Origin of the sequence: uncultured Rhodospira sp., assembly GCF_937138205.1 — a bacterium.
Taxonomy (GTDB): domain Bacteria; phylum Pseudomonadota; class Alphaproteobacteria; order Rhodospirillales; family Rhodospirillaceae; genus Rhodospira.
Genome location: NZ_CAKZOT010000112.1, coordinates 59,997 through 76,469 on the forward strand (window position 1 = coordinate 59,997; position 16,473 = coordinate 76,469).

Genomic DNA, 16,473 nt, shown 5'->3' on the forward strand with positions numbered 1-16,473 from the left:
GACCCGCCACCATGCCCGCGTTGCTCAACCTCATTCCCGTCGATACCCACATCGACTTCATGAAGCGCCGCCTGGTGGCGCTCATCCTGTCCTGCGTGCTGATGGTGGCCTCTGTCGTCTCTCTGGGCGTGCAGCAGCTCAACTTCGGCATCGACTTCGCCGGCGGCGTGCTGGTCGAGGCGCGCCTGCCCGAGGCCCCGGACATGGCGCAGCTACGCGACCGCCTGAACACCCTCGGCATGGGCGCCGTCTCGCTGACGCACATTGGCGATGACGAGCGCGATGTCATGATCCGCGTGCAGCAACCGGACGACGCCACCGAGGAACAGGAGAACGCCACCCTGGCCGCCGTTCAGGGCGTGCTCGGCGAGGGCGTGGACTACCGCCGCGTCGAACTGGTCGGCCCCAAGGTGGGCGGCGAACTGATCGAGGCCGGCATCTGGGCGGTGACGTTGTCGATCCTGGCGATCGTTCTCTACATCTGGTTCCGGTTCGAGTGGCAGTTCGCCGTTGGCGCCATGGTGGCGTTGGTCCATGACGTGCTCATCACGCTGGGCCTGTTCTCCATCCTGCGGTTGGAGTTCGACCTGACCACCGTGGCGGCGTTGCTGACCCTGGCCGGCTATTCCATCAACGATACCGTGGTGGTGTACGACCGGGTGCGCGAGAAACTGCGCAAGTTCAAGAAGATGGACTTGGTTGACCTGCTCAACCTGTCGCTCAACAGGACCCTGTCGCGTACCATCCTGACCTCGGTCACGACGTTGATCGCGGTGCTGTCGCTGCTGATCCTGGGCGGCGACGTCCTACGCAACTTCAGCGCCGCGTTGGCCTTCGGCATCATCATCGGCACCTACTCGACCATCTACGTGGCGGTCCCGATCCTGGTGTACTTCGACCTGCGGCGCGAGGCGATCACCGGCGAGGAACAGCCCGAGGACGGGGACGCGCCGGACGGGGTCGTGCTGGAGAAAGACACAGAGGCCGAGATCCCACACGAGCCTTCGACGCCCGCCGAACCGGAGCCCGCGCCGGCGGCCCCTCGGCCCGCGCCCACGTCCGGCTACAGCGGCAAGAAGCCCAAGAAGGGGCGGGCCAAGCGGCGGTGACGGTCGGGTTGACGGACCGGCCACGGATCCCACGTGAGGGGCTCCACCCAGACCGGCACAAAAAGGCGACGCGCCCATGGACATCACGCCCCTCGTTCCCGCCGGCCGGCCGATCGTTCAGGCCTACGGCGATGGCGCATTCCGCATTGCCGGCCAGCAGCACGTCGGGTCGCTGATCACCTTTCGCGATCGGATCGTCCCCTGGTCGGGCGAGATCAGTGCCGAGGGCCTGGGCGCCATTCTGGAAGCGTCCGACGAGGTCGAGGTGCTGATCGTGGGGTGCGGGGCGTCCATGACGGTCGTGCCCGCCGCTGTGCGGACGACCTTGCGCGAGCGTGGAATCGTCACCGAGCCCATGGACACCGGCGCCGCCTGCCGCACCTGGAACGTGTTGCTGGCCGAGGACCGCCGCGCGGCGGCGGCCCTGGTGGCGGTATAGCGGCCGGCGTCAGAACAACTGTCGCATGGCCGTGGCGGCCGCGTTCGGTGCGGGTGAAGGCGGAGGAGGCGACGTCTCCGCCTCGGCCACGCGGATGTCGGGGATCGTCCGGTTATCGGGGTAGATGAAGCCCAAAGCCGGATAGACCCGCCCGTACCCGCCAGTGTCCGGGTGATGGAAGCGCACCCGGCTCCAGTCATTGCCCGGCGACACGTCGATCGCCGGCATGTGGGTGTAGACGCGCCCGCGCGTGCGGCTGTTCCAACCCCAGTTGGCATGACTGACGCGGATTTCGCGCGGCCCCAGAATGCCCGTGACCACGCCGATGTGGCCGTCAGTCAGGCGGCTGTCGGGCTTCAGGGCCAGCACGGCGTAAGGCGCCGGCCGGCTGCCGCGTCGGTACCGCCCGGCGGCCTGATCCCACCACGTGTCCGCGTCGCCCCGGATCTGAACCCCGGAGATCTCCCGCGCGTAGGGGACACACCAGACGAAATCCTCGTCGCCGCTGTAGGCCGGCACGGGCACCAATCCCTCGCCGACGTCCACCGTTCCGCACGCCGCGAGCGTCAGCAACACGACCCCGACCAGCGCCGCCTTCTTGGCGGGGCAGGGGAGGGGGCTTCGCGGTCCTGCCATTTTGGGAATCTCTGACGTCATCCCAAGCCTCTACGGTCTTATTCTAAGAATTAAGGATAGTATACCTATCTAATGCATTGTTTTCAATGGGAAAAATCCATTATACAAATGGGACCGATCGCCCGGACTGTTGCGCCTGGGCGTCAGGTTGGGTAACGAAATCACCGTGCTGGGCGGCGCGGCGGCGACGACCTAACCCGCCGTCACGGGGCTACCCGATTCACACAACCGTGAAGGCGGCGCCTTCCGCCTGAACCCCCTCCCGACCTCCCCCATAAATGGAAGAGGAGTCTGGTTCGCATTTTTCGGTAGGCCGGAGAGCAGGCCGCGGAACGGGTGCAGTCCGGACTCCCTCCCCGTTTACGGGGAGGGTTGGGGAGGGGTTCTGTTCCGTCTTGTCGGCTCACGCGAACACTGGCGGTGAACTGTGAGTATCATAGGTCAGGGGAGATGATCGCATGGGTCTTCAAGGTGGCGCATGGACGTTCGAGGCCGGCAGCCCGCCCCTGGATGCCGTGGTGGCGGCGTTGCGCGACCGCACCGGGCTCGACCTGAAGTCGGCGTACGATGAGGATGACGACCTCACCTGTGTGGAGACCGCCCAGGCGCGGGCGATGCTTCTCCACTGGGAGCGCACCGATCACCGGATCGCGGTCTGCACGCCGATTCCGCTTCACCCGTACCTTTGGGCTCACCTGGACAAGGCGATGGCCCAGCTTGGCGGCGTGTTCGACACGTCGGACGACGTTCACTCTCCGCCCGAGCCCCTGCGTCCGGCGTTCGACCGCCCGTGGCCGGATCTGAGCTGGCGCCAGCGCGCGCTCCTCCGGCATCCGTTTCTGAAAGAGATCGCGCCACTTCGGAACCTGATCGTCGAGCGGCGCGGTCACCGCTAAAAGGCGGCTACTCCCCCGTCCATTTGGGCTCGCGCTTTTCCAGGAAGGCGTCGATGCCCTCCTCGGCGTCGCGGGCCAGCATGTTGGTGGTCATGACATCGCTGGCGTAGGCGTAGGCGTCGGCCAGCGGCATGTCGAGTTGGCGATAGAAGGCCTCTTTTCCGATGGCCAGGGTGAGCGGTGACTTGGCGGCGATGGTGCCGGCCAGGGCGGTCACGCGCCGGTCAAGCTCCGCCTCGTCGGGCACGACGGCGTTGATCAGCCCGGCCGCCAGGGCCTCGTCGGCCGTGATCGGGCGCCCGGTCAACAGCATCTCCATGGCCTGCTTGCGCCCCACGTTGCGGGTCAGCGCCACCATCGGCGTGGAGCAGAACAGGCCGATGTTCACGCCCGGTGTGGCGAACCGGGCGTCCTCGACCGCCACGGCCAGGTCGCAGGTGGCCACCAACTGGCAGCCGGCCGCCGTCGCCATGCCGTGCACGCGGGCGATCACCGGCTTGGGCAGGCGGGTGATGGCCAGCATCAGGTTGGAGCACTGCTGGAACAGGCTTTCGTAGAAGTCCCGCCCGGTATTGGCCCGCACCTCCTTCAGGTCGTGACCGGCGCAGAAGGCGGGTCCGTTGCCGGCGAGGATCACCGCCTTCACCGAGTCGTCCTCGGCAACGGCGGTGAGCGCCGCCTGCAGGTCCGTCATCAGCGCCACCGACAGGGCGTTGCGGGCCGTCGGCCGGTTGAGCGTCAGCGTGGCGATGCCGCCGGCGTCCTCGCGCAGAAGGATCGGCTCGGACGTCGTGGTCTCGGCGGTGGCGCGGGTGGACATGGGAAAGCCTCCGTGAATGAGCCGTGCGCCCGTCTCATGTCACCCGCCGCCCCCCATCGGTCAAGGGGGCGCGTCAGGGTGCGGCCACCGAGAACGGCACCTCGCGCGTGACGGTATCGCCGGCCACGGCGTCGTGCACCGTGAGCTGGATGACGTAGTCGCCGGCCGGCAGCCGCTCGGTGCCGAGCGACATGGTCATGTAGACGCGGGTCGACGGCGCATGGAAGGAAAAGGGGACGTCGGCGAAGTTGCGCTGTCCGCCCAGCACCGTCCCATCGGTGTCCAGCACCAGGAAATCGGCCGTCATGCCAAGGGTGTAGACCCCGTCCTCGAACTCATAGGCGAGGCCGATCGGCTCAATGTAAAGATGCAGCGTTTCACCGGCCGCATACGGGCCGGGCTCGCGCGGCGTAAAGGCGCGGAAGCCGGCGGCGACCTCGGTCGTGGCCTCGACCCGGGTCAGATCGAAGGGCGCGGCGCTCCACACCGCCAACGTCGCCTCGCGCAACGCCTCCACCGCCTCGGCGGGCCGGCCGGCGGTGACACTCTCGGCGGCCCGGGCCACGGCCGCGCGCGCCTCTGCGGCGGCATTGCCCGACTGGGCGCGGGCGCCATCGCCGATCAGCAGGCCGCCGGAAAGGGCGATCACACCCGCCACCAAAAGGGTCCGCGTCAGGCTCAAGGTCATCATGACCACTCGTCCCCCATAACGTTGCCATGACCGTGGCCCGGGTGCCTCCGCCGCATCCGGTTCCATACGGTGCCGTTTGGATGTAGTCTGACGGCCTCGACCCCCGCCGCCCATGGACTATACCCGCCCATGTCCCGAATTTCACTGCCCGAGTTCACCGCCATCCTGGATCGGGAACTGCCGATCACCCGACTGCTCGGCATCCGCACGGAGGCGATCGAGCACGGCCGGGGGCGGTTGCGCATGGCCTTCAACCCGGACCTGGTGCGGCCCGGCGGCACGGTGGCGGGACCGGCCATGATGGCCCTGGCCGACGTCGCCATGTATGCCGTCGTTCTCAGCCTTCTGGGGCCGGTGGAACTGGCGGTGACCACCAACCTGTCGATCAATTTCCTGCGCAAGCCGGCGCCCGGCGACGTCATCGCCGAGGCGCACGCGCTGAAGGGCGGCCGCCGCCTGATCGTGGTCGAGGTCGAACTGTATTCAGGGACCAGCGACCCGGACGGCGAACGCCTGCTGGTGGCGCATACGGTCGGCACCTACTCGGCGCCGCCGCTGCCGGAATCGGCGGCGGTGGAAAAGGCCATTGAGGCTGGGAGCTGGGACAAGGTATCCTGATACCATCGGCGCACGCTTCTGAAATCGCCGCGTTTTTCGCGTTGACACGCCGGATTTCGGTGGCATAGTGCGCGCTCCTGGGCCGGCGGCACGATCGCCCCGGCCTGCCCGATTCCGACAGGCCTGCGACAGTTCGCGGACGGAGAGCCGAATGAAAACCTATTCCGCCAAGCCCAGCGAGGTGGAGCGCAAGTGGTACGTGATCGACGCCGACGGCGTCGTGCTGGGCCGCCTTGCCGCCACCGTCGCCACCATTCTGCGCGGCAAGCACAAGACCATGTACACGCCGCACATCGACACGGGCGATCACGTCATCGTCATCAACGCCGACAAGGTGCGCCTGACCGGCCGCAAGCTGACCCAGAAGCGGTTCTACTGGCACACCGGCTATCCGGGCGGCATCAAGAGCAAGACCATGGAGCAGATCCTGGGCGGCAAGCACCCGCAGCGGGTGGTCGAAAAGGCCGTCGAGCGCATGGTGCCCAAGGGTCCGCTGGGCCGGGCGCAGCTCGGCAAGCTGCGCGTCTACACCGGGGAAACGCACCCGCACGCGGCGCAGCAGCCGGAGGTCCTGGACCTCGCGGCCCGCAATCCCAAGAACAAGAGGAGTCACTAGGCCATGGCCGATGAACGCGTGGGCCTGGAGGGCCTCAAGGACGCCATGCGCGGTCAGGCCGCGCAGACCACCACGACGGGCGCGCCGGCCCCCGCCGACGACCCGGGCGAGGCCCGCCAGCCGCTGCGGGACGCCTTCGGCCGCGCCTATGCCACCGGACGGCGCAAGAACGCCGTCGCCCGCGTGTGGGTCAAGCCCGGCTCCGGTCGCATCACCGTGAATGGGCGGGACATCGTCAACTACTTCCCGCGCCCGGTGCTGCGCATGGTCATCAACCAGCCGTTCGTGGTGACCCAGACCAAGGGCCAGTTCGACGTCATCTGCACCGTCAAGGGCGGCGGGCTGTCGGGCCAGGCGGGCGCCGTGCGCCACGGCCTGTCGCACGCCATGGGCCGCTGGGACCCGGCGCTGCGTCCGCCGCTGAAGGCGCAGGGCTTCCTGACCCGCGATTCGCGCGTGGTCGAGCGTAAGAAGTACGGCAAGGCGAAAGCCCGCCGCAGCTTCCAGTTCTCGAAGCGTTAGGGCCACGGTGTTACCGTTTTCCGGGGTACCATCGGCGACACGTGTTGCCGATGGACCGGGAACGGAGGCAAGGAACCATGACACCCAAACGCTCTTCCATGCCCGTCGTGGCCGCCGTGGTATTCGGTGCCCTCGTGCTTGCCTCGTGCAGCACGGTGGAGGGCATCGGCAAGGACATCAACGCGGGCGGTCGGATCCTCTCCGACACCGCCCGGGATGTGAAGGAAGAGCTGTAGGGGGCTGTCCCTGGCCGGCGCTTTTTCTTTTCGCGTGACTTTCGTTTCGATATCGTGGCGAGATCACCGGACGGAGGCAGCGCGATGACCGAGGGCAGAGCATTCAGTCTTGAGGTGGTCGCGCCGGTCTTCCCGGTCGCGGATGTCGTCGCCGCGCGCGATTACTATACGGGCTGTCTGGGGTTCGACTTGGCGTTCGAATGGTCCGATACCGATGATGGACCCTTGAGCTATGCCATCGTCCGCCATGGGTCCTGCCAGCTGCATCTGTCGGCCAGCACGGCGGAGTCCAGGGCCGTGGCCTATGTGTTCGTGAACGGGGTCGAAGCCTACCACGACGCGGTGCAAAGGGGGGGCGGGCAGATCACCTGTCCGCTGGAAACCCAGCCGTGGGACATGCGCGAGTTCGAGGTCACCGACCCCGACGGCAATCGATTGGTTTTCGGGGAGCATGTGTCCCGTCTGACCGAGGGCGCCGATTGATCCGAGCCCGGAAAGACTGCGGCACTTGACCCCGCCGGCCCCCTGCGCCACTGTCCTGCGCCCCCGGCGCGTGGTTCGTCCGCCGGGGCGTTCCACTCAGGGCCCAGGTGCCATGCTCCAGACCGAATTCTACCGCGTCAAGCGGCTGCCGCCGTACGTCTTCGCCGAAGTGAACGCCATGAAGGCGCGCGCCCGCGCCGCCGGCGAGGACATCATCGACCTGGGCATGGGCAATCCCGATCAGCCCACGCCGCAGCACATCGTCGACAAGCTGGCCGAGGCCGCCGCCAACCCGCGCGCCCACCGCTATTCCGCCTCGCGCGGCATCCCCGGCCTGCGCCGCGCGCTGGCGGCCTATTACGAGCGGCGGTTCAATGTCGAGCTGGATCCCGAGACCGAGACCATCGTCACCCTGGGCTCGAAAGAGGGCCTGGCCAATCTGGCCCAGGCCATCACCAGCCCGGGCGACATCGTGCTGGCGCCCAACCCCAGCTATCCGATCCACGCCTTCGGCTTCATCATCGCCGGCGGCTCGGTGCGCCATGTGCCGTGCGAGCCCGATCATACCTTCCTGGAAGCACTTGAGCGCGGCGTGCGGCATTCGGTGCCCAAGCCCATCGCGGTTCTGCTGAACTACCCGTCCAACCCGACGGCCTACGTGGCCGACCTGGATTTCTATGGGCAGGTGGTGGACTTCTGCCGCCATCACGGCATCTACATCTTGTCCGATCTGGCCTATTCGGAGATCTACTTCAACGACCAGCCGCCGCCGTCGGTGCTGCAGGTGCCGGGTGCGCGCGACGTGGCGGTCGAGTTCACCTCGCTGTCCAAGAGCTACAACATGCCCGGCTGGCGCATCGGCTTCGCCGCCGGCAACCGGCACCTGATCGGGGCACTGACGCGCATCAAGTCCTACCTGGACTACGGCGCCTTCACACCGGTGCAGGTGGCCGCCACGGCCGCCCTCAACGGCCCGCAGGAATGCGTCGGCGAGATCCGGCAGATGTACAAGGACCGCCGCGACGCCATGGTCGAGGCGTTCGATCAGGCCGGCTGGACGGTGCCGTCTCCGCCGGCGACCATGTTCGCCTGGGTGCCGGTGCCGCCGGCGTTCGCCCATATGGGCTCGCTGGAGTTCTCCAAGCTGCTGTTGCAAGAGGCCAAGGTGGCGGTGTCGCCGGGCGTCGGTTTTGGCGAGCACGGTGACCAGCATGTGCGCATCGCGCTGGTGGAAAACCGCCAGCGCATTCGACAGGCGGCCAGGAATATCAAGACGTTCCTGTCCAATTACGATACGTTGCTTGAACAATCGGAACGCAAACGCGCGGAGGTGTGAGGGGTATGGCGGCGCCGTTGAGGATTGCCATTGCCGGCCTGGGAACGGTCGGGGTCGGAACGGTTCAGCTTCTGCAGGAGCACGCACAGACCATCGCCACGCGGTGCAGCCGTCCCATCGAGATCACGGCGGTCAGCGCCAGGGACCGGCGGCGCAACCGGGGCTGCGACGTCTCCATGGCCACGTGGTACGACGATCCCGTGGCCATGGCGCGCGAGGCCGAGGCCGATGTGATCGTGGAACTGATCGGGGGGTCCGACGGTGTCGCGCGCGAGACGGTGCGGGCGGCCCTGGGTGCCGGCCGGGACGTGGTGACCGCCAACAAGGCCTTGCTTGCCGTGCATGGCACCGACTTGGCGCGGGCGGCCGAAGGCGCGGGCAAGCATCTGGCCTACGAGGCCGCCGTCGCCGGCGGCATCCCGATCATCAAGGCGCTGCGCGAAGGGCTGGCCGGCAACAGCGTTCAGCGCGTCTATGGGATCCTGAACGGCACCTGCAACTACATCCTGACGACGATGGAGGCCACGGGCCGCGACTTCCAGGACGTGCTGGCCGAGGCCCAGCACCTGGGCTACGCCGAGGCCGATCCGACCTTCGACGTGGACGGCATCGATGCCGGCCACAAGCTGGCGCTGCTAACCAGCGTGGCGTTCGGCCGTCCGGTGGACTTTCCGTCCGTCTGCCTGGAGGGCATCCGTCACGTCACCGCCCGGGACATCGCCAACGCCGATGAACTCGGTTATCGTATCAAGCTGCTGGGCGTGGCGGAGGAAACCGAACACGGGGTCCTGCAACGGGTGCACCCGTGCATGGTGCCGAAGAACGGCCCCATCGCTTCGGTCGACGGCGTGTTCAACGCGGTCGTTGTGGAAGGCGACCACGTCGGCCGCACCAAGCTGGAGGGGCAGGGCGCGGGCGCGGGACCCACGGCATCGGCGGTTGTGGCCGACATCATGGACCTGGCGACCGGGCGGGGCGCCTTCACCTTCGGCGTGCCGGTGCAACACCTGAAGGCCACGCCGGCGGCCACCATCGATACCCATGTCGGGGCCTACTACGTGCGCCTGATGGTGGTGGACCGGCCCGGCGTCTTCGCCGAGATCGCCGCCGCCCTGAGGGATGCGCAGGTGTCCATGGAATCCATCCTGCAGCACGGACAGAACCCGGGCGAGATCGTCCCCGTGGTCATGACCCTGCACCCGACGGTCGAGGCCGCCGCCACGCGGGCGCTCGCGCGCATCGCCGACATCGGGGCGGTGGTCGAGCCGCCCTGCATGATCCGCATTGAAGACCTTTAAGTTGGGCATTGGGGTTATGCCCACGTGCGACCCTCTCCGTGGTAGGATCGCCGGGTCCATCGGGTCCGGGGATGGGAAGCCATGACACAAAAAGAGCCTTATCACGTTCTGGAACGCAATCTCGCGCTGGAAATGGCGCGGGTGACGGAGTCCGCCGCGCTGGCGGCGTCGCAGCACATGGGGCGCGGCGACGAGCGCGCCGCCGTGCACGCGGCCAGCCGCGCCATGCGTACGGCCTTGAACGGCGTCGGGATTACCGGCCGCGTCGTGATCGGCGATGAGCACCCGGGAGAGGAGGGCGAGGCCGATGAGGCGCTCGGCCTGGGCGACGGGATGCCCGTGGGCACGCGCAGCGGCCCCAGTGTCGAGATCGCCGCCCAGCCCTTGGAGGGGGCCACCGTCTGCGCCACCGGCACGCCGAACTCGTTGTCGCTGCTGGCCCTGGGCGAGGCCGGGAGCTTCTTGGCCATCCCGCCCGGCCTGTACATGGACAAGATCGCCGTCGGTCCCGGCGTGCCGACCGGGGTTCTGGATATCGACGCGCCGCCCGATGAGAACGTGTTGGCCTATGCCAAGGCGAAGGGGGTGGCGCCGGGCGACCTGGTGGTCTGCATTCTGGACCGGCCCCGCAATGAGGACCTCATCTGGGCGGTCCGCAAGGCTGGCGCCTGCATCCAGTTGATCCAGGACGGCGATGTTTCCGGCATCATGGCGACCACCGAGCCGGGCAGCGGCGTGGACATCCTGATGGGCAGCGGCGGCGCCCGCGAGGGTATCCTGTCGGCGGCGGCCATGGCCTGCTTCGGCGGCTGGATGCAGGGCCGCCCCCTGGTGCGGTCCGAGGCCGACCGGGCGGCTTTTCGCGGCCTTGGGCTGGACAAGCCGGAGCGCCCGCTGGCGTTGGAGGACATGGTCAAAGGCGACATCATGTTCGCCGCCACGGGGGTCACCGATGGCGCGGTGTTGCGCGGGGTGCGCCGCTGGCCCGGCGGCGCCTCGACGCATTCTCTGGTCGCGCGCACCAAGTCCGGCACCGTGCGGCGCATCGAGGCGCGCCATGACCTGCGCCGCAAGCTGGGTGTGGCCGGCGCGGACGAGCCCGCGTGAACGGTGGCCCCGTTCTGGAGGCGGCACCGCTGCTGGGTGTCGAGCGCTCCGTGCTGGGGCGGCGCTGGCGGCTGCGGGACATCGACGAGCGCTTGGCGACGGCCCTGACCCAGCGGTTCGATCTGCCGGAGGTGGTGGCCCGGGTCCTGGCGGGGCGCGGTGTCACTCTGAAGACGGCGCAAGGCTTTCTCAGTCCGACCATGCGCGAACAACTCCCCGATCCCAGTCATCTGCGGGACATGGACGCGGCGGTGGTCCGGCTGGTGGCGGCCGTGCGGGACGGCGAGACCATCGCCGTGTTCGGGGACTATGACGTCGACGGGGCGACCTCGGCGGCCGTGCTGCGCCGCTACCTGGAGGCCGCCGGCGCCACGGTGCTGGTGCATATCCCCGATCGACTGGAGGAAGGCTACGGCCCCAATGCGCCGGCGCTGTTGGCTTTGAAAGGGCAGGGCGCCGGCGTTTGCGTCTGCGTGGACTGCGGCATGACGGCGTATGACCCGCTGGCCGCCGCGCGGGACGCCGGGCTGGATGTCATCGTCGTCGATCACCACGAAGCCGGCGAGGCGTTGCCGCCGGCGGTCGCCGTGATCAATCCGAAACGACGCGATGAGACAACCCCGCACACCCATCTGGCGGCCGTTGGCGTGACGTTCCTGCTCGTCGTGGGCCTCAATCGAGCCTTGCGGGAGAGCGGTTGGTACACCGCGCGGCCCGAACCGGACTTGATGGCCCTGCTGGACCTCGTCGCCCTGGGCACGGTGTGCGACGTCGTGCCCCTGACCGGCCTGAACCGGGCGTTCGTGACCCAGGGTCTGCGCATCATGGCGCGGCGCGGCAATCCGGGCCTTGTCGCCCTGGCGGATGTGGCCCGGCTCGCCGAGGCGCCGACCGCCTATCACCTGGGTTACGTGCTCGGTCCCCGGATCAACGCCGGCGGTCGGGTAGGGGAGGCGTCGATGGGAATGCGGTTGCTGAGCACCGCCGACCCCGACGAGGCGCGTCGTCTGGCCGAGGCGCTTGACGCCTTCAACGGCGATCGCCAGGAGATCGAGGCCCAGGTCCTGCTGGAGGCCATCGAGCAGGTGGAGGGCGCACGCGAGGCTGTCGATGGTCCGCTGGTCATGGCGGTGGGCGAGGGGTGGCACCCGGGCGTTGTGGGCATCGTGGCCAGCCGCCTGAAGGATCGCTACGACCTGCCCGCCTGCGTGGTGGCGGTCGAGGGCGGCCAAGCCAAGGGCTCGGGGCGCTCGTCGGTGCCCGGGCTGGACCTGGGGTCGGCAGTGATCGCCGCGCGCGAGGCGGGCCTGCTGACCCTGGGGGGCGGCCACGCGATGGCCGCCGGGTTCAGCCTTCACCCGGATCGGATCGAGGCTTTTCGGGCCTTTGTCGCGGCGCGCCTGAGCGAGCAGGCGGGGGACGGCGGACTGCCGGATCCGTGCCTCGATCTGGACGGAACCTTGGCGGTCGAGGGAGCCGGCGGCGCGCTGCTGGATCAACTGGAGCACGTGGCCCCCTATGGCGCCGGCAATCCCGAGCCGGTGTTCGCCGTGACCGGAGCCCGTCTGCTGTTCGCGGATGTGGTCGGATCCGGCCACGTGCGGTGCCAACTCGGCGGCCAGGGGGGAGGGCGGCTCAAGGGGATCGCCTTTCGCGCGGCGGACGGCGAGCTTGGCCAGGCCCTTCTGCGGGCGTCGGGATCGGTCGTTCACGTGGCCGGCACGATTCGCATGGATCGCTGGCAGGGGCAGGCACGCCCCCAGATCGTGATCAGCGACATGACGCTGGCGGGCTGACGCGACCGCTTCCCTTCCAGATGGCGACGACTTCGGGTATGGTCACCCCTCAGAGCGGATCGGCGTGCCCAACGGTAGCGATCTCCAGGGTGACGCTCGGAAGTCTGTACAGCCGCGGAGGGACACTGAGGGGACTTCGGACCGACCATGGCGACCACACCGCTTGCCAATAGCAGTCACGCGACCGACGGAGCCGAGGCGGGCACATCAGGTGCGGCTCGCGCGAAACGCGCACGGACCATCCGCACGATCAACGAGCAGCTCAGTGGTCCGGTGTTGGACGTCTATAAGGGACTCCTGCCCAAGCTGGAACCCCTGTCGTACGAGGAGGTCCTGGCCTCACCCGAGGTGGTCGACGGGTGCATGATGCTGTTCGACAAGCAGCGGGACCTGTTCCGGAAACTGCTTGTGGACGCGGACCAACAGCCGGTCAGCGATGACGACACGCCGCTGTGGTGCGGCCGGTCGATCAATGACATCCGGCTGCTTGTCGTCCGCACGACGGCCAAGAAGTACTTCCGTACCCACGGCGACCGCTTTGGCGACGTCAAGGAGCACAGCGAACGCTCGGACGGGCCGGTGAACGCGGGCCTGCTCAACCGCCTGTTCGACCTTGTGTCGCGCTTGTGGCAGGGCAAACCGCTCAAGCCACCGCCCCGACCGGCGCCCAAAAAGGCCAAGAGCGGGGCGGACGTGTTCTACGACGCGATCGCCCCCTACCTGCGCCACCGCTGGCAGGTTCCCCTGATTCCCTATTATGCGGCGTTGCCGCAGTCCCTGATCGAGGAACTGGGCGAGGGGCTGTTGAGCCTGCGCACGCCCGAGGACCTGGAATCTCTGTTGGGCATCGGCCGCGCCGACTTCAACACGGCACAGCGGATGACCGGGGAACTGTCGCGCGAGATGCTGGATACCGATCCACGCGCGGCCCGGGGACTGATCCATGCCGGCCCCAAGGAATACGAACGCCTGTTGAACGGGCTGTACGACCAGATGGGGCCGCGCCTGTGGAAGGTCTTCGTCGAGACGGCGCTGATCGACAGCCTGAAAACCAAAAGCACCGCCGACATCGCCGAAATGGCCTCGCATCTGGACCGCATGGGCGCGGAGAGCGTCGACAGCATCGTCGGCAACCTGCAACGGCGGCAGATCGCGCCCTTCCTGCGCGGCGCTGACGGCATCATGAACCGCGACGAGTTCGAGGCCATCTTCGGGTCGCGCGGAAATCCCCGCCTGGCCCGCATCTTCGCCCAGAAGGCCGCCCAGGTACGGGCGGACCCTGATGATCCGACCGATTTCGAACACCGGATTCGGGTCATCTTCCAGGCGTGGCGGTCCTCGCCCGAGCATTTCGCCAAGTCGCTGTGACAGGCGCCGTCCTCGACCTTGATCGGACCGACAGACCCATTGCGCAAACCCGCGAAATGGTCCACATGAAGCGCAGACGCATTCTGAGAGGCGCAAGATGTCGCGATCCGTTTCGGTCCTGTCGCCGCTTAGAGCGGATCGCGCCAAATCGGAATCGCGCCGCGATGTCCATTTGGCGCGTGAAGCCGCTCTCAACTCTAAAGGTCGCGGTGTCGCGGTCCTCGCCGCCGGCTTGGTCCTGCTGACGCTGCCTGCCTGCGCACAGGCGCCTGTGCCGCCGCCCAAACCGGCGCCGGCGGCGGCGACCAGCGCCGACGAGGCCGGCGGGCCAGCGTTTTCCGCCTGGCTGCGCGCCTTGAAGGCCGAGGCGCGGCAACGCGGCATCTCCGAGGCCACCTTGGCGCGGGCGTTCCGCGATGTCGCGCCGAACCCCCGCGTTCTGGAACTCGACCGCCGCCAGCCGGAATTCACCAGCACGTTCTGGGGATACTACGACAGGGCGGTCTCGCCGGACCGCGTACGCGACGGCCGGGCGATGCTGGCCCGCCACCGCGCCCTGCTGGACGACCTGTACCGCCGCACGGGGATCCCGCCGCAGGTCATCGTCGCTTTCTGGGGCGTCGAGACCAACTACGGCCGTAATCTAGGCGGGTTCAACGTCATCGAGGCCCTGGCCACGCTGGCGCACGATGCGCGCCGCGGCGCTTTCTTTCGGGAACAACTGCTGACAGCGCTGGCCATCCTGGACCAGGGCCACATCGCGCCGGAGACCATGGTGGGGTCGTGGGCGGGCGCCATGGGCCAGATGCAGTTCATGCCGACCACGTTCCGCGACCACGCCGTCGATGGCGACGGCGACGGACGCAAGGACATCTGGACAGACCTGAAGGACGCCTTTGAGTCCGCCGCCGGGTTCCTGACCGATCTCGGCTGGCGCGCGGATCAGACCTGGGGCCGACAGGTTCGGCTGCCGCCGGGGTTCGACCTGACCCAGTCGGATCTTGACGTCCGCAAGCCGCTGACCGACTGGGCGGCACTGGGCGTGGCGCGGGCGGACGGGCAGGCGCTGCCGGTGGTCCCGGGCATGACCGCGTCCCTGCTGCTGCCGGCCGGGCATGAGGGACCGGCCTTTCTGGTGTACGACAATTTCCGCGTCATCATGCGGTGGAACAATTCCAGCCTGTACGCGCTGGCGGTCGGTCGGCTGGCCGACCGAATCGCCGGGGACGGATCCCTGGTCGGCGTCTTCGACCGCGCGCCGGACCCCTTGCGTTACTCGGAGCTTAGAACGCTCCAGCACCTCCTCAATCACCTTGGGTTCGAGGCCGGCCCGGTGGACGGGCTGGCGGGGCCCTCGACTCGGAGTGCGATCCGCCGCTTCCAGGCGACGCAGGGGCTGCCGGCGGACGGGCACGCCGATCCCGCGCTTCTTCGCCATGTCCAGCGCCTTGCCGCAGGGCAGGGGAGCGACGGCGGCCTTTGAGCGCTCCCTTGCCGGAGGGGGCGGGTCCCGCTACAGTGAGGTTCCAGGCCCAACATGTAAGCCTTGCTCAGGCCTGCGCCACCAGATGTCGCAACCGGGAGGGCGGCCGAGGCCGCGTCGGGTGAGGCCAGGGAGAACCGAGGATCCATGAGAGGACGGACTCGCTTTGCCTTTGGGGTGGCCCTCGCGGCCGTGGTGATGCTCGGCGCCTGTGCCGAAGCCACACTGACCATCGAGACCGCGAAATCGCTGACGGACGGCGGGGCGTCCGACGCCGATCGGGTGGGACGCTACAAGGTCGGACGGCCGTACACCATCAACGGTCGCTCGTATACGCCGCGCGAGGACATGGCCTACGAAGAGGTGGGTATGGCGTCCTGGTATGGTCCCAAGTTCCACGGCCGCAGCACCGCGAACGGTGAACGCTTCGACCAGAACGCCTTGACGGCCGCGCACCCGACCCTGCCGCTGCCGTCGATGGTGCGGGTGACCAATTTGCAGAACGGTCGTTCCGTTGACCTTCGGGTCAACGATCGTGGTCCGTTCGCCAAGAACCGGATCATCGACGTCTCGAAACGGGCGGCGGAGTTGCTTGGGTTCCGCAGGGAGGGCAAGGCGCGCGTGCGGGTCTCCATCCTGGCGGAGGAAAGCCTGGCCCTGCGCGAGGCATCGGGCGGCCCGCCAACGGTGCGCGGGACGCCGCAGGCGGCCCAGATGGCGACGAGCGCCGACACCCCCGTGGGCGCATGGTATATTCAGGCCGGGGCCTTTACCGACGCCACCAACGCCCGACGCGTCGTCTCGCGTCTCGCTTCACTGGGGCCGGCGCATCTGTCCGGCACCCTGCGGGACGGCCGCCCTCTGACCCGCGTGAGAATCGGCCCGTTGCCTGACTCGCCCGAGACCGCCCGCCTGTTGCGGGCGGTTCAGGCTTCGGGCTATCCTGAAGCCCGTCTTGTCGCGGACTGATCGAACGCTCGGATTGACACGCCAAGGGCAAGACATTCGCCTCAGAACAG

18 protein-coding genes are annotated in these 16,473 nt (G+C 68.3%); 15 read left to right on the plus strand and 3 right to left on the minus strand.

The window, feature by feature from the left end; translation table 11 throughout:
• Nucleotides 1-11 precede the first annotated feature (11 nt).
• Both secF and Q0309_RS16170 read left to right on the plus strand, forming a co-directional pair.
• A complete protein-coding gene (secF, locus tag Q0309_RS16165) occupies nt 12-1,109 on the plus strand; it encodes a protein translocase subunit SecF (RefSeq protein ID WP_299443551.1) in 1,098 nt (365 codons plus the stop codon).
• 76 nt (nt 1,110-1,185) lie between these two features.
• Entirely contained in the window at nt 1,186-1,548 is a 363-nt protein-coding gene (locus tag Q0309_RS16170; RefSeq protein WP_299443554.1) for an MTH938/NDUFAF3 family protein, read from the plus strand.
• 9 nt (nt 1,549-1,557) lie between these two features.
• Here Q0309_RS16170 and Q0309_RS16175 read toward each other — a convergent pair whose 3' ends face one another.
• Entirely contained in the window at nt 1,558-2,184 is a 627-nt protein-coding gene (locus tag Q0309_RS16175; RefSeq protein ID WP_299443557.1) for a CHAP domain-containing protein, read from the minus strand.
• Nucleotides 2,185-2,642: 458 nt separating this feature from the next.
• On the opposite strand from Q0309_RS16175, the gene Q0309_RS16180 reads away from it, so the two are divergent.
• Nucleotides 2,643-3,080, plus strand: coding sequence for a hypothetical protein (locus tag Q0309_RS16180; RefSeq protein WP_299443560.1), 438 nt, complete (start codon nt 2,643-2,645; stop codon nt 3,078-3,080).
• Between the two features lie 7 nt (nt 3,081-3,087).
• Here the strand turns inward: Q0309_RS16180 and Q0309_RS16185 are convergent, their stop codons facing one another.
• Nucleotides 3,088-3,900, minus strand: coding sequence for an enoyl-CoA hydratase (locus tag Q0309_RS16185; RefSeq protein WP_299443563.1), 813 nt, complete (start codon nt 3,898-3,900; stop codon nt 3,088-3,090).
• A 73-nt stretch (nt 3,901-3,973) separates the two neighbouring features.
• On the minus strand, nt 3,974-4,591 hold the full coding sequence (locus tag Q0309_RS16190; RefSeq protein WP_299443566.1) for a hypothetical protein: 618 nt from the start codon (nt 4,589-4,591) through the stop codon (nt 3,974-3,976).
• Nucleotides 4,592-4,720: 129 nt separating this feature from the next.
• Here Q0309_RS16190 and Q0309_RS16195 point away from each other — a divergent pair, with 129 nt between their 5' ends.
• The 12 genes from Q0309_RS16195 (at nt 4,721) to Q0309_RS16250 (ending at nt 16,423) form a co-directional block, all read left to right on the plus strand.
• Nucleotides 4,721-5,209: a PaaI family thioesterase gene (locus Q0309_RS16195; protein WP_299443569.1), complete on the plus strand. Its 489-nt coding sequence runs from the start codon at nt 4,721-4,723 to the stop codon at nt 5,207-5,209.
• A gap of 151 nt (nt 5,210-5,360) precedes the next feature.
• A complete protein-coding gene (gene rplM / locus Q0309_RS16200; protein WP_299443572.1) occupies nt 5,361-5,825 on the plus strand; it encodes a 50S ribosomal protein L13 in 465 nt (154 codons plus the stop codon).
• Between the two features lie 3 nt (nt 5,826-5,828).
• The gene (gene rpsI, locus Q0309_RS16205; protein WP_299443576.1) at nt 5,829-6,347 is read left to right on the plus strand and encodes a 30S ribosomal protein S9; all 519 of its coding nucleotides are present in this window, start codon (nt 5,829-5,831) and stop codon (nt 6,345-6,347) included.
• 77 nt (nt 6,348-6,424) lie between these two features.
• Entirely contained in the window at nt 6,425-6,583 is a 159-nt protein-coding gene (locus Q0309_RS16210) for an entericidin A/B family lipoprotein (protein WP_299443579.1), read from the plus strand.
• A gap of 84 nt (nt 6,584-6,667) precedes the next feature.
• Nucleotides 6,668-7,066, plus strand: coding sequence for a VOC family protein (locus Q0309_RS16215; protein WP_299443582.1), 399 nt, complete (start codon nt 6,668-6,670; stop codon nt 7,064-7,066).
• Nucleotides 7,067-7,178: 112 nt separating this feature from the next.
• Nucleotides 7,179-8,402, plus strand: a complete 1,224-nt coding sequence (locus tag Q0309_RS16220) for an LL-diaminopimelate aminotransferase (RefSeq protein WP_299443585.1) — start codon at nt 7,179-7,181, stop codon at nt 8,400-8,402.
• A 5-nt stretch (nt 8,403-8,407) separates the two neighbouring features.
• Nucleotides 8,408-9,700, plus strand: a complete 1,293-nt coding sequence (locus tag Q0309_RS16225) for a homoserine dehydrogenase (protein ID WP_299443588.1) — start codon at nt 8,408-8,410, stop codon at nt 9,698-9,700.
• Nucleotides 9,701-9,781: 81 nt separating this feature from the next.
• Nucleotides 9,782-10,807 (plus strand): class II fructose-bisphosphatase, encoded by a 1,026-nt coding sequence (glpX, locus tag Q0309_RS16230; protein WP_299443592.1) that lies wholly within the window; start codon nt 9,782-9,784, stop codon nt 10,805-10,807.
• Nucleotides 10,804-12,603 carry a single-stranded-DNA-specific exonuclease RecJ gene (recJ, locus tag Q0309_RS16235; protein ID WP_299443595.1) on the plus strand — a complete coding sequence of 600 codons (1,800 nt, stop codon included), beginning with the start codon at nt 10,804-10,806 and terminating at the stop codon, nt 12,601-12,603. The genes glpX and recJ overlap by 4 nt, the downstream gene beginning before the upstream one ends.
• Nucleotides 12,604-12,750: 147 nt before the next feature.
• Nucleotides 12,751-13,971, plus strand: coding sequence for a hypothetical protein (locus Q0309_RS16240; protein ID WP_299443598.1), 1,221 nt, complete (start codon nt 12,751-12,753; stop codon nt 13,969-13,971).
• 172 nt (nt 13,972-14,143) lie between these two features.
• Nucleotides 14,144-15,454: a lytic murein transglycosylase gene (locus tag Q0309_RS16245; protein WP_299443601.1), complete on the plus strand. Its 1,311-nt coding sequence runs from the start codon at nt 14,144-14,146 to the stop codon at nt 15,452-15,454.
• A gap of 147 nt (nt 15,455-15,601) precedes the next feature.
• Entirely contained in the window at nt 15,602-16,423 is an 822-nt protein-coding gene (locus Q0309_RS16250) for a septal ring lytic transglycosylase RlpA family protein (protein WP_299443604.1), read from the plus strand.
• The last annotated feature ends 50 nt before the right edge of the window (nt 16,424-16,473 follow it).

Coding starts and splice junctions, on each gene's coding strand:
- secF (WP_299443551.1), top strand. CDS start 12: ATGCCCGCGTTGCTCAACCTCATTCCCGTCGATACCCACATCGACTTC.
- Q0309_RS16170 (WP_299443554.1), top strand. CDS start 1,186: ATGGACATCACGCCCCTCGTTCCCGCCGGCCGGCCGATCGTTCAGGCC.
- Q0309_RS16175 (WP_299443557.1), bottom strand. CDS start 2,184: ATGGCAGGACCGCGAAGCCCCCTCCCCTGCCCCGCCAAGAAGGCGGCG.
- Q0309_RS16180 (WP_299443560.1), top strand. CDS start 2,643: ATGGGTCTTCAAGGTGGCGCATGGACGTTCGAGGCCGGCAGCCCGCCC.
- Q0309_RS16185 (WP_299443563.1), bottom strand. CDS start 3,900: ATGTCCACCCGCGCCACCGCCGAGACCACGACGTCCGAGCCGATCCTT.
- Q0309_RS16190 (WP_299443566.1), bottom strand. CDS start 4,591: ATGATGACCTTGAGCCTGACGCGGACCCTTTTGGTGGCGGGTGTGATC.
- Q0309_RS16195 (WP_299443569.1), top strand. CDS start 4,721: ATGTCCCGAATTTCACTGCCCGAGTTCACCGCCATCCTGGATCGGGAA.
- rplM (WP_299443572.1), top strand. CDS start 5,361: ATGAAAACCTATTCCGCCAAGCCCAGCGAGGTGGAGCGCAAGTGGTAC.
- rpsI (WP_299443576.1), top strand. CDS start 5,829: ATGGCCGATGAACGCGTGGGCCTGGAGGGCCTCAAGGACGCCATGCGC.
- Q0309_RS16210 (WP_299443579.1), top strand. CDS start 6,425: ATGACACCCAAACGCTCTTCCATGCCCGTCGTGGCCGCCGTGGTATTC.
- Q0309_RS16215 (WP_299443582.1), top strand. CDS start 6,668: ATGACCGAGGGCAGAGCATTCAGTCTTGAGGTGGTCGCGCCGGTCTTC.
- Q0309_RS16220 (WP_299443585.1), top strand. CDS start 7,179: ATGCTCCAGACCGAATTCTACCGCGTCAAGCGGCTGCCGCCGTACGTC.
- Q0309_RS16225 (WP_299443588.1), top strand. CDS start 8,408: ATGGCGGCGCCGTTGAGGATTGCCATTGCCGGCCTGGGAACGGTCGGG.
- glpX (WP_299443592.1), top strand. CDS start 9,782: ATGACACAAAAAGAGCCTTATCACGTTCTGGAACGCAATCTCGCGCTG.
- Q0309_RS16240 (WP_299443598.1), top strand. CDS start 12,751: ATGGCGACCACACCGCTTGCCAATAGCAGTCACGCGACCGACGGAGCC.
- Q0309_RS16250 (WP_299443604.1), top strand. CDS start 15,602: ATGAGAGGACGGACTCGCTTTGCCTTTGGGGTGGCCCTCGCGGCCGTG.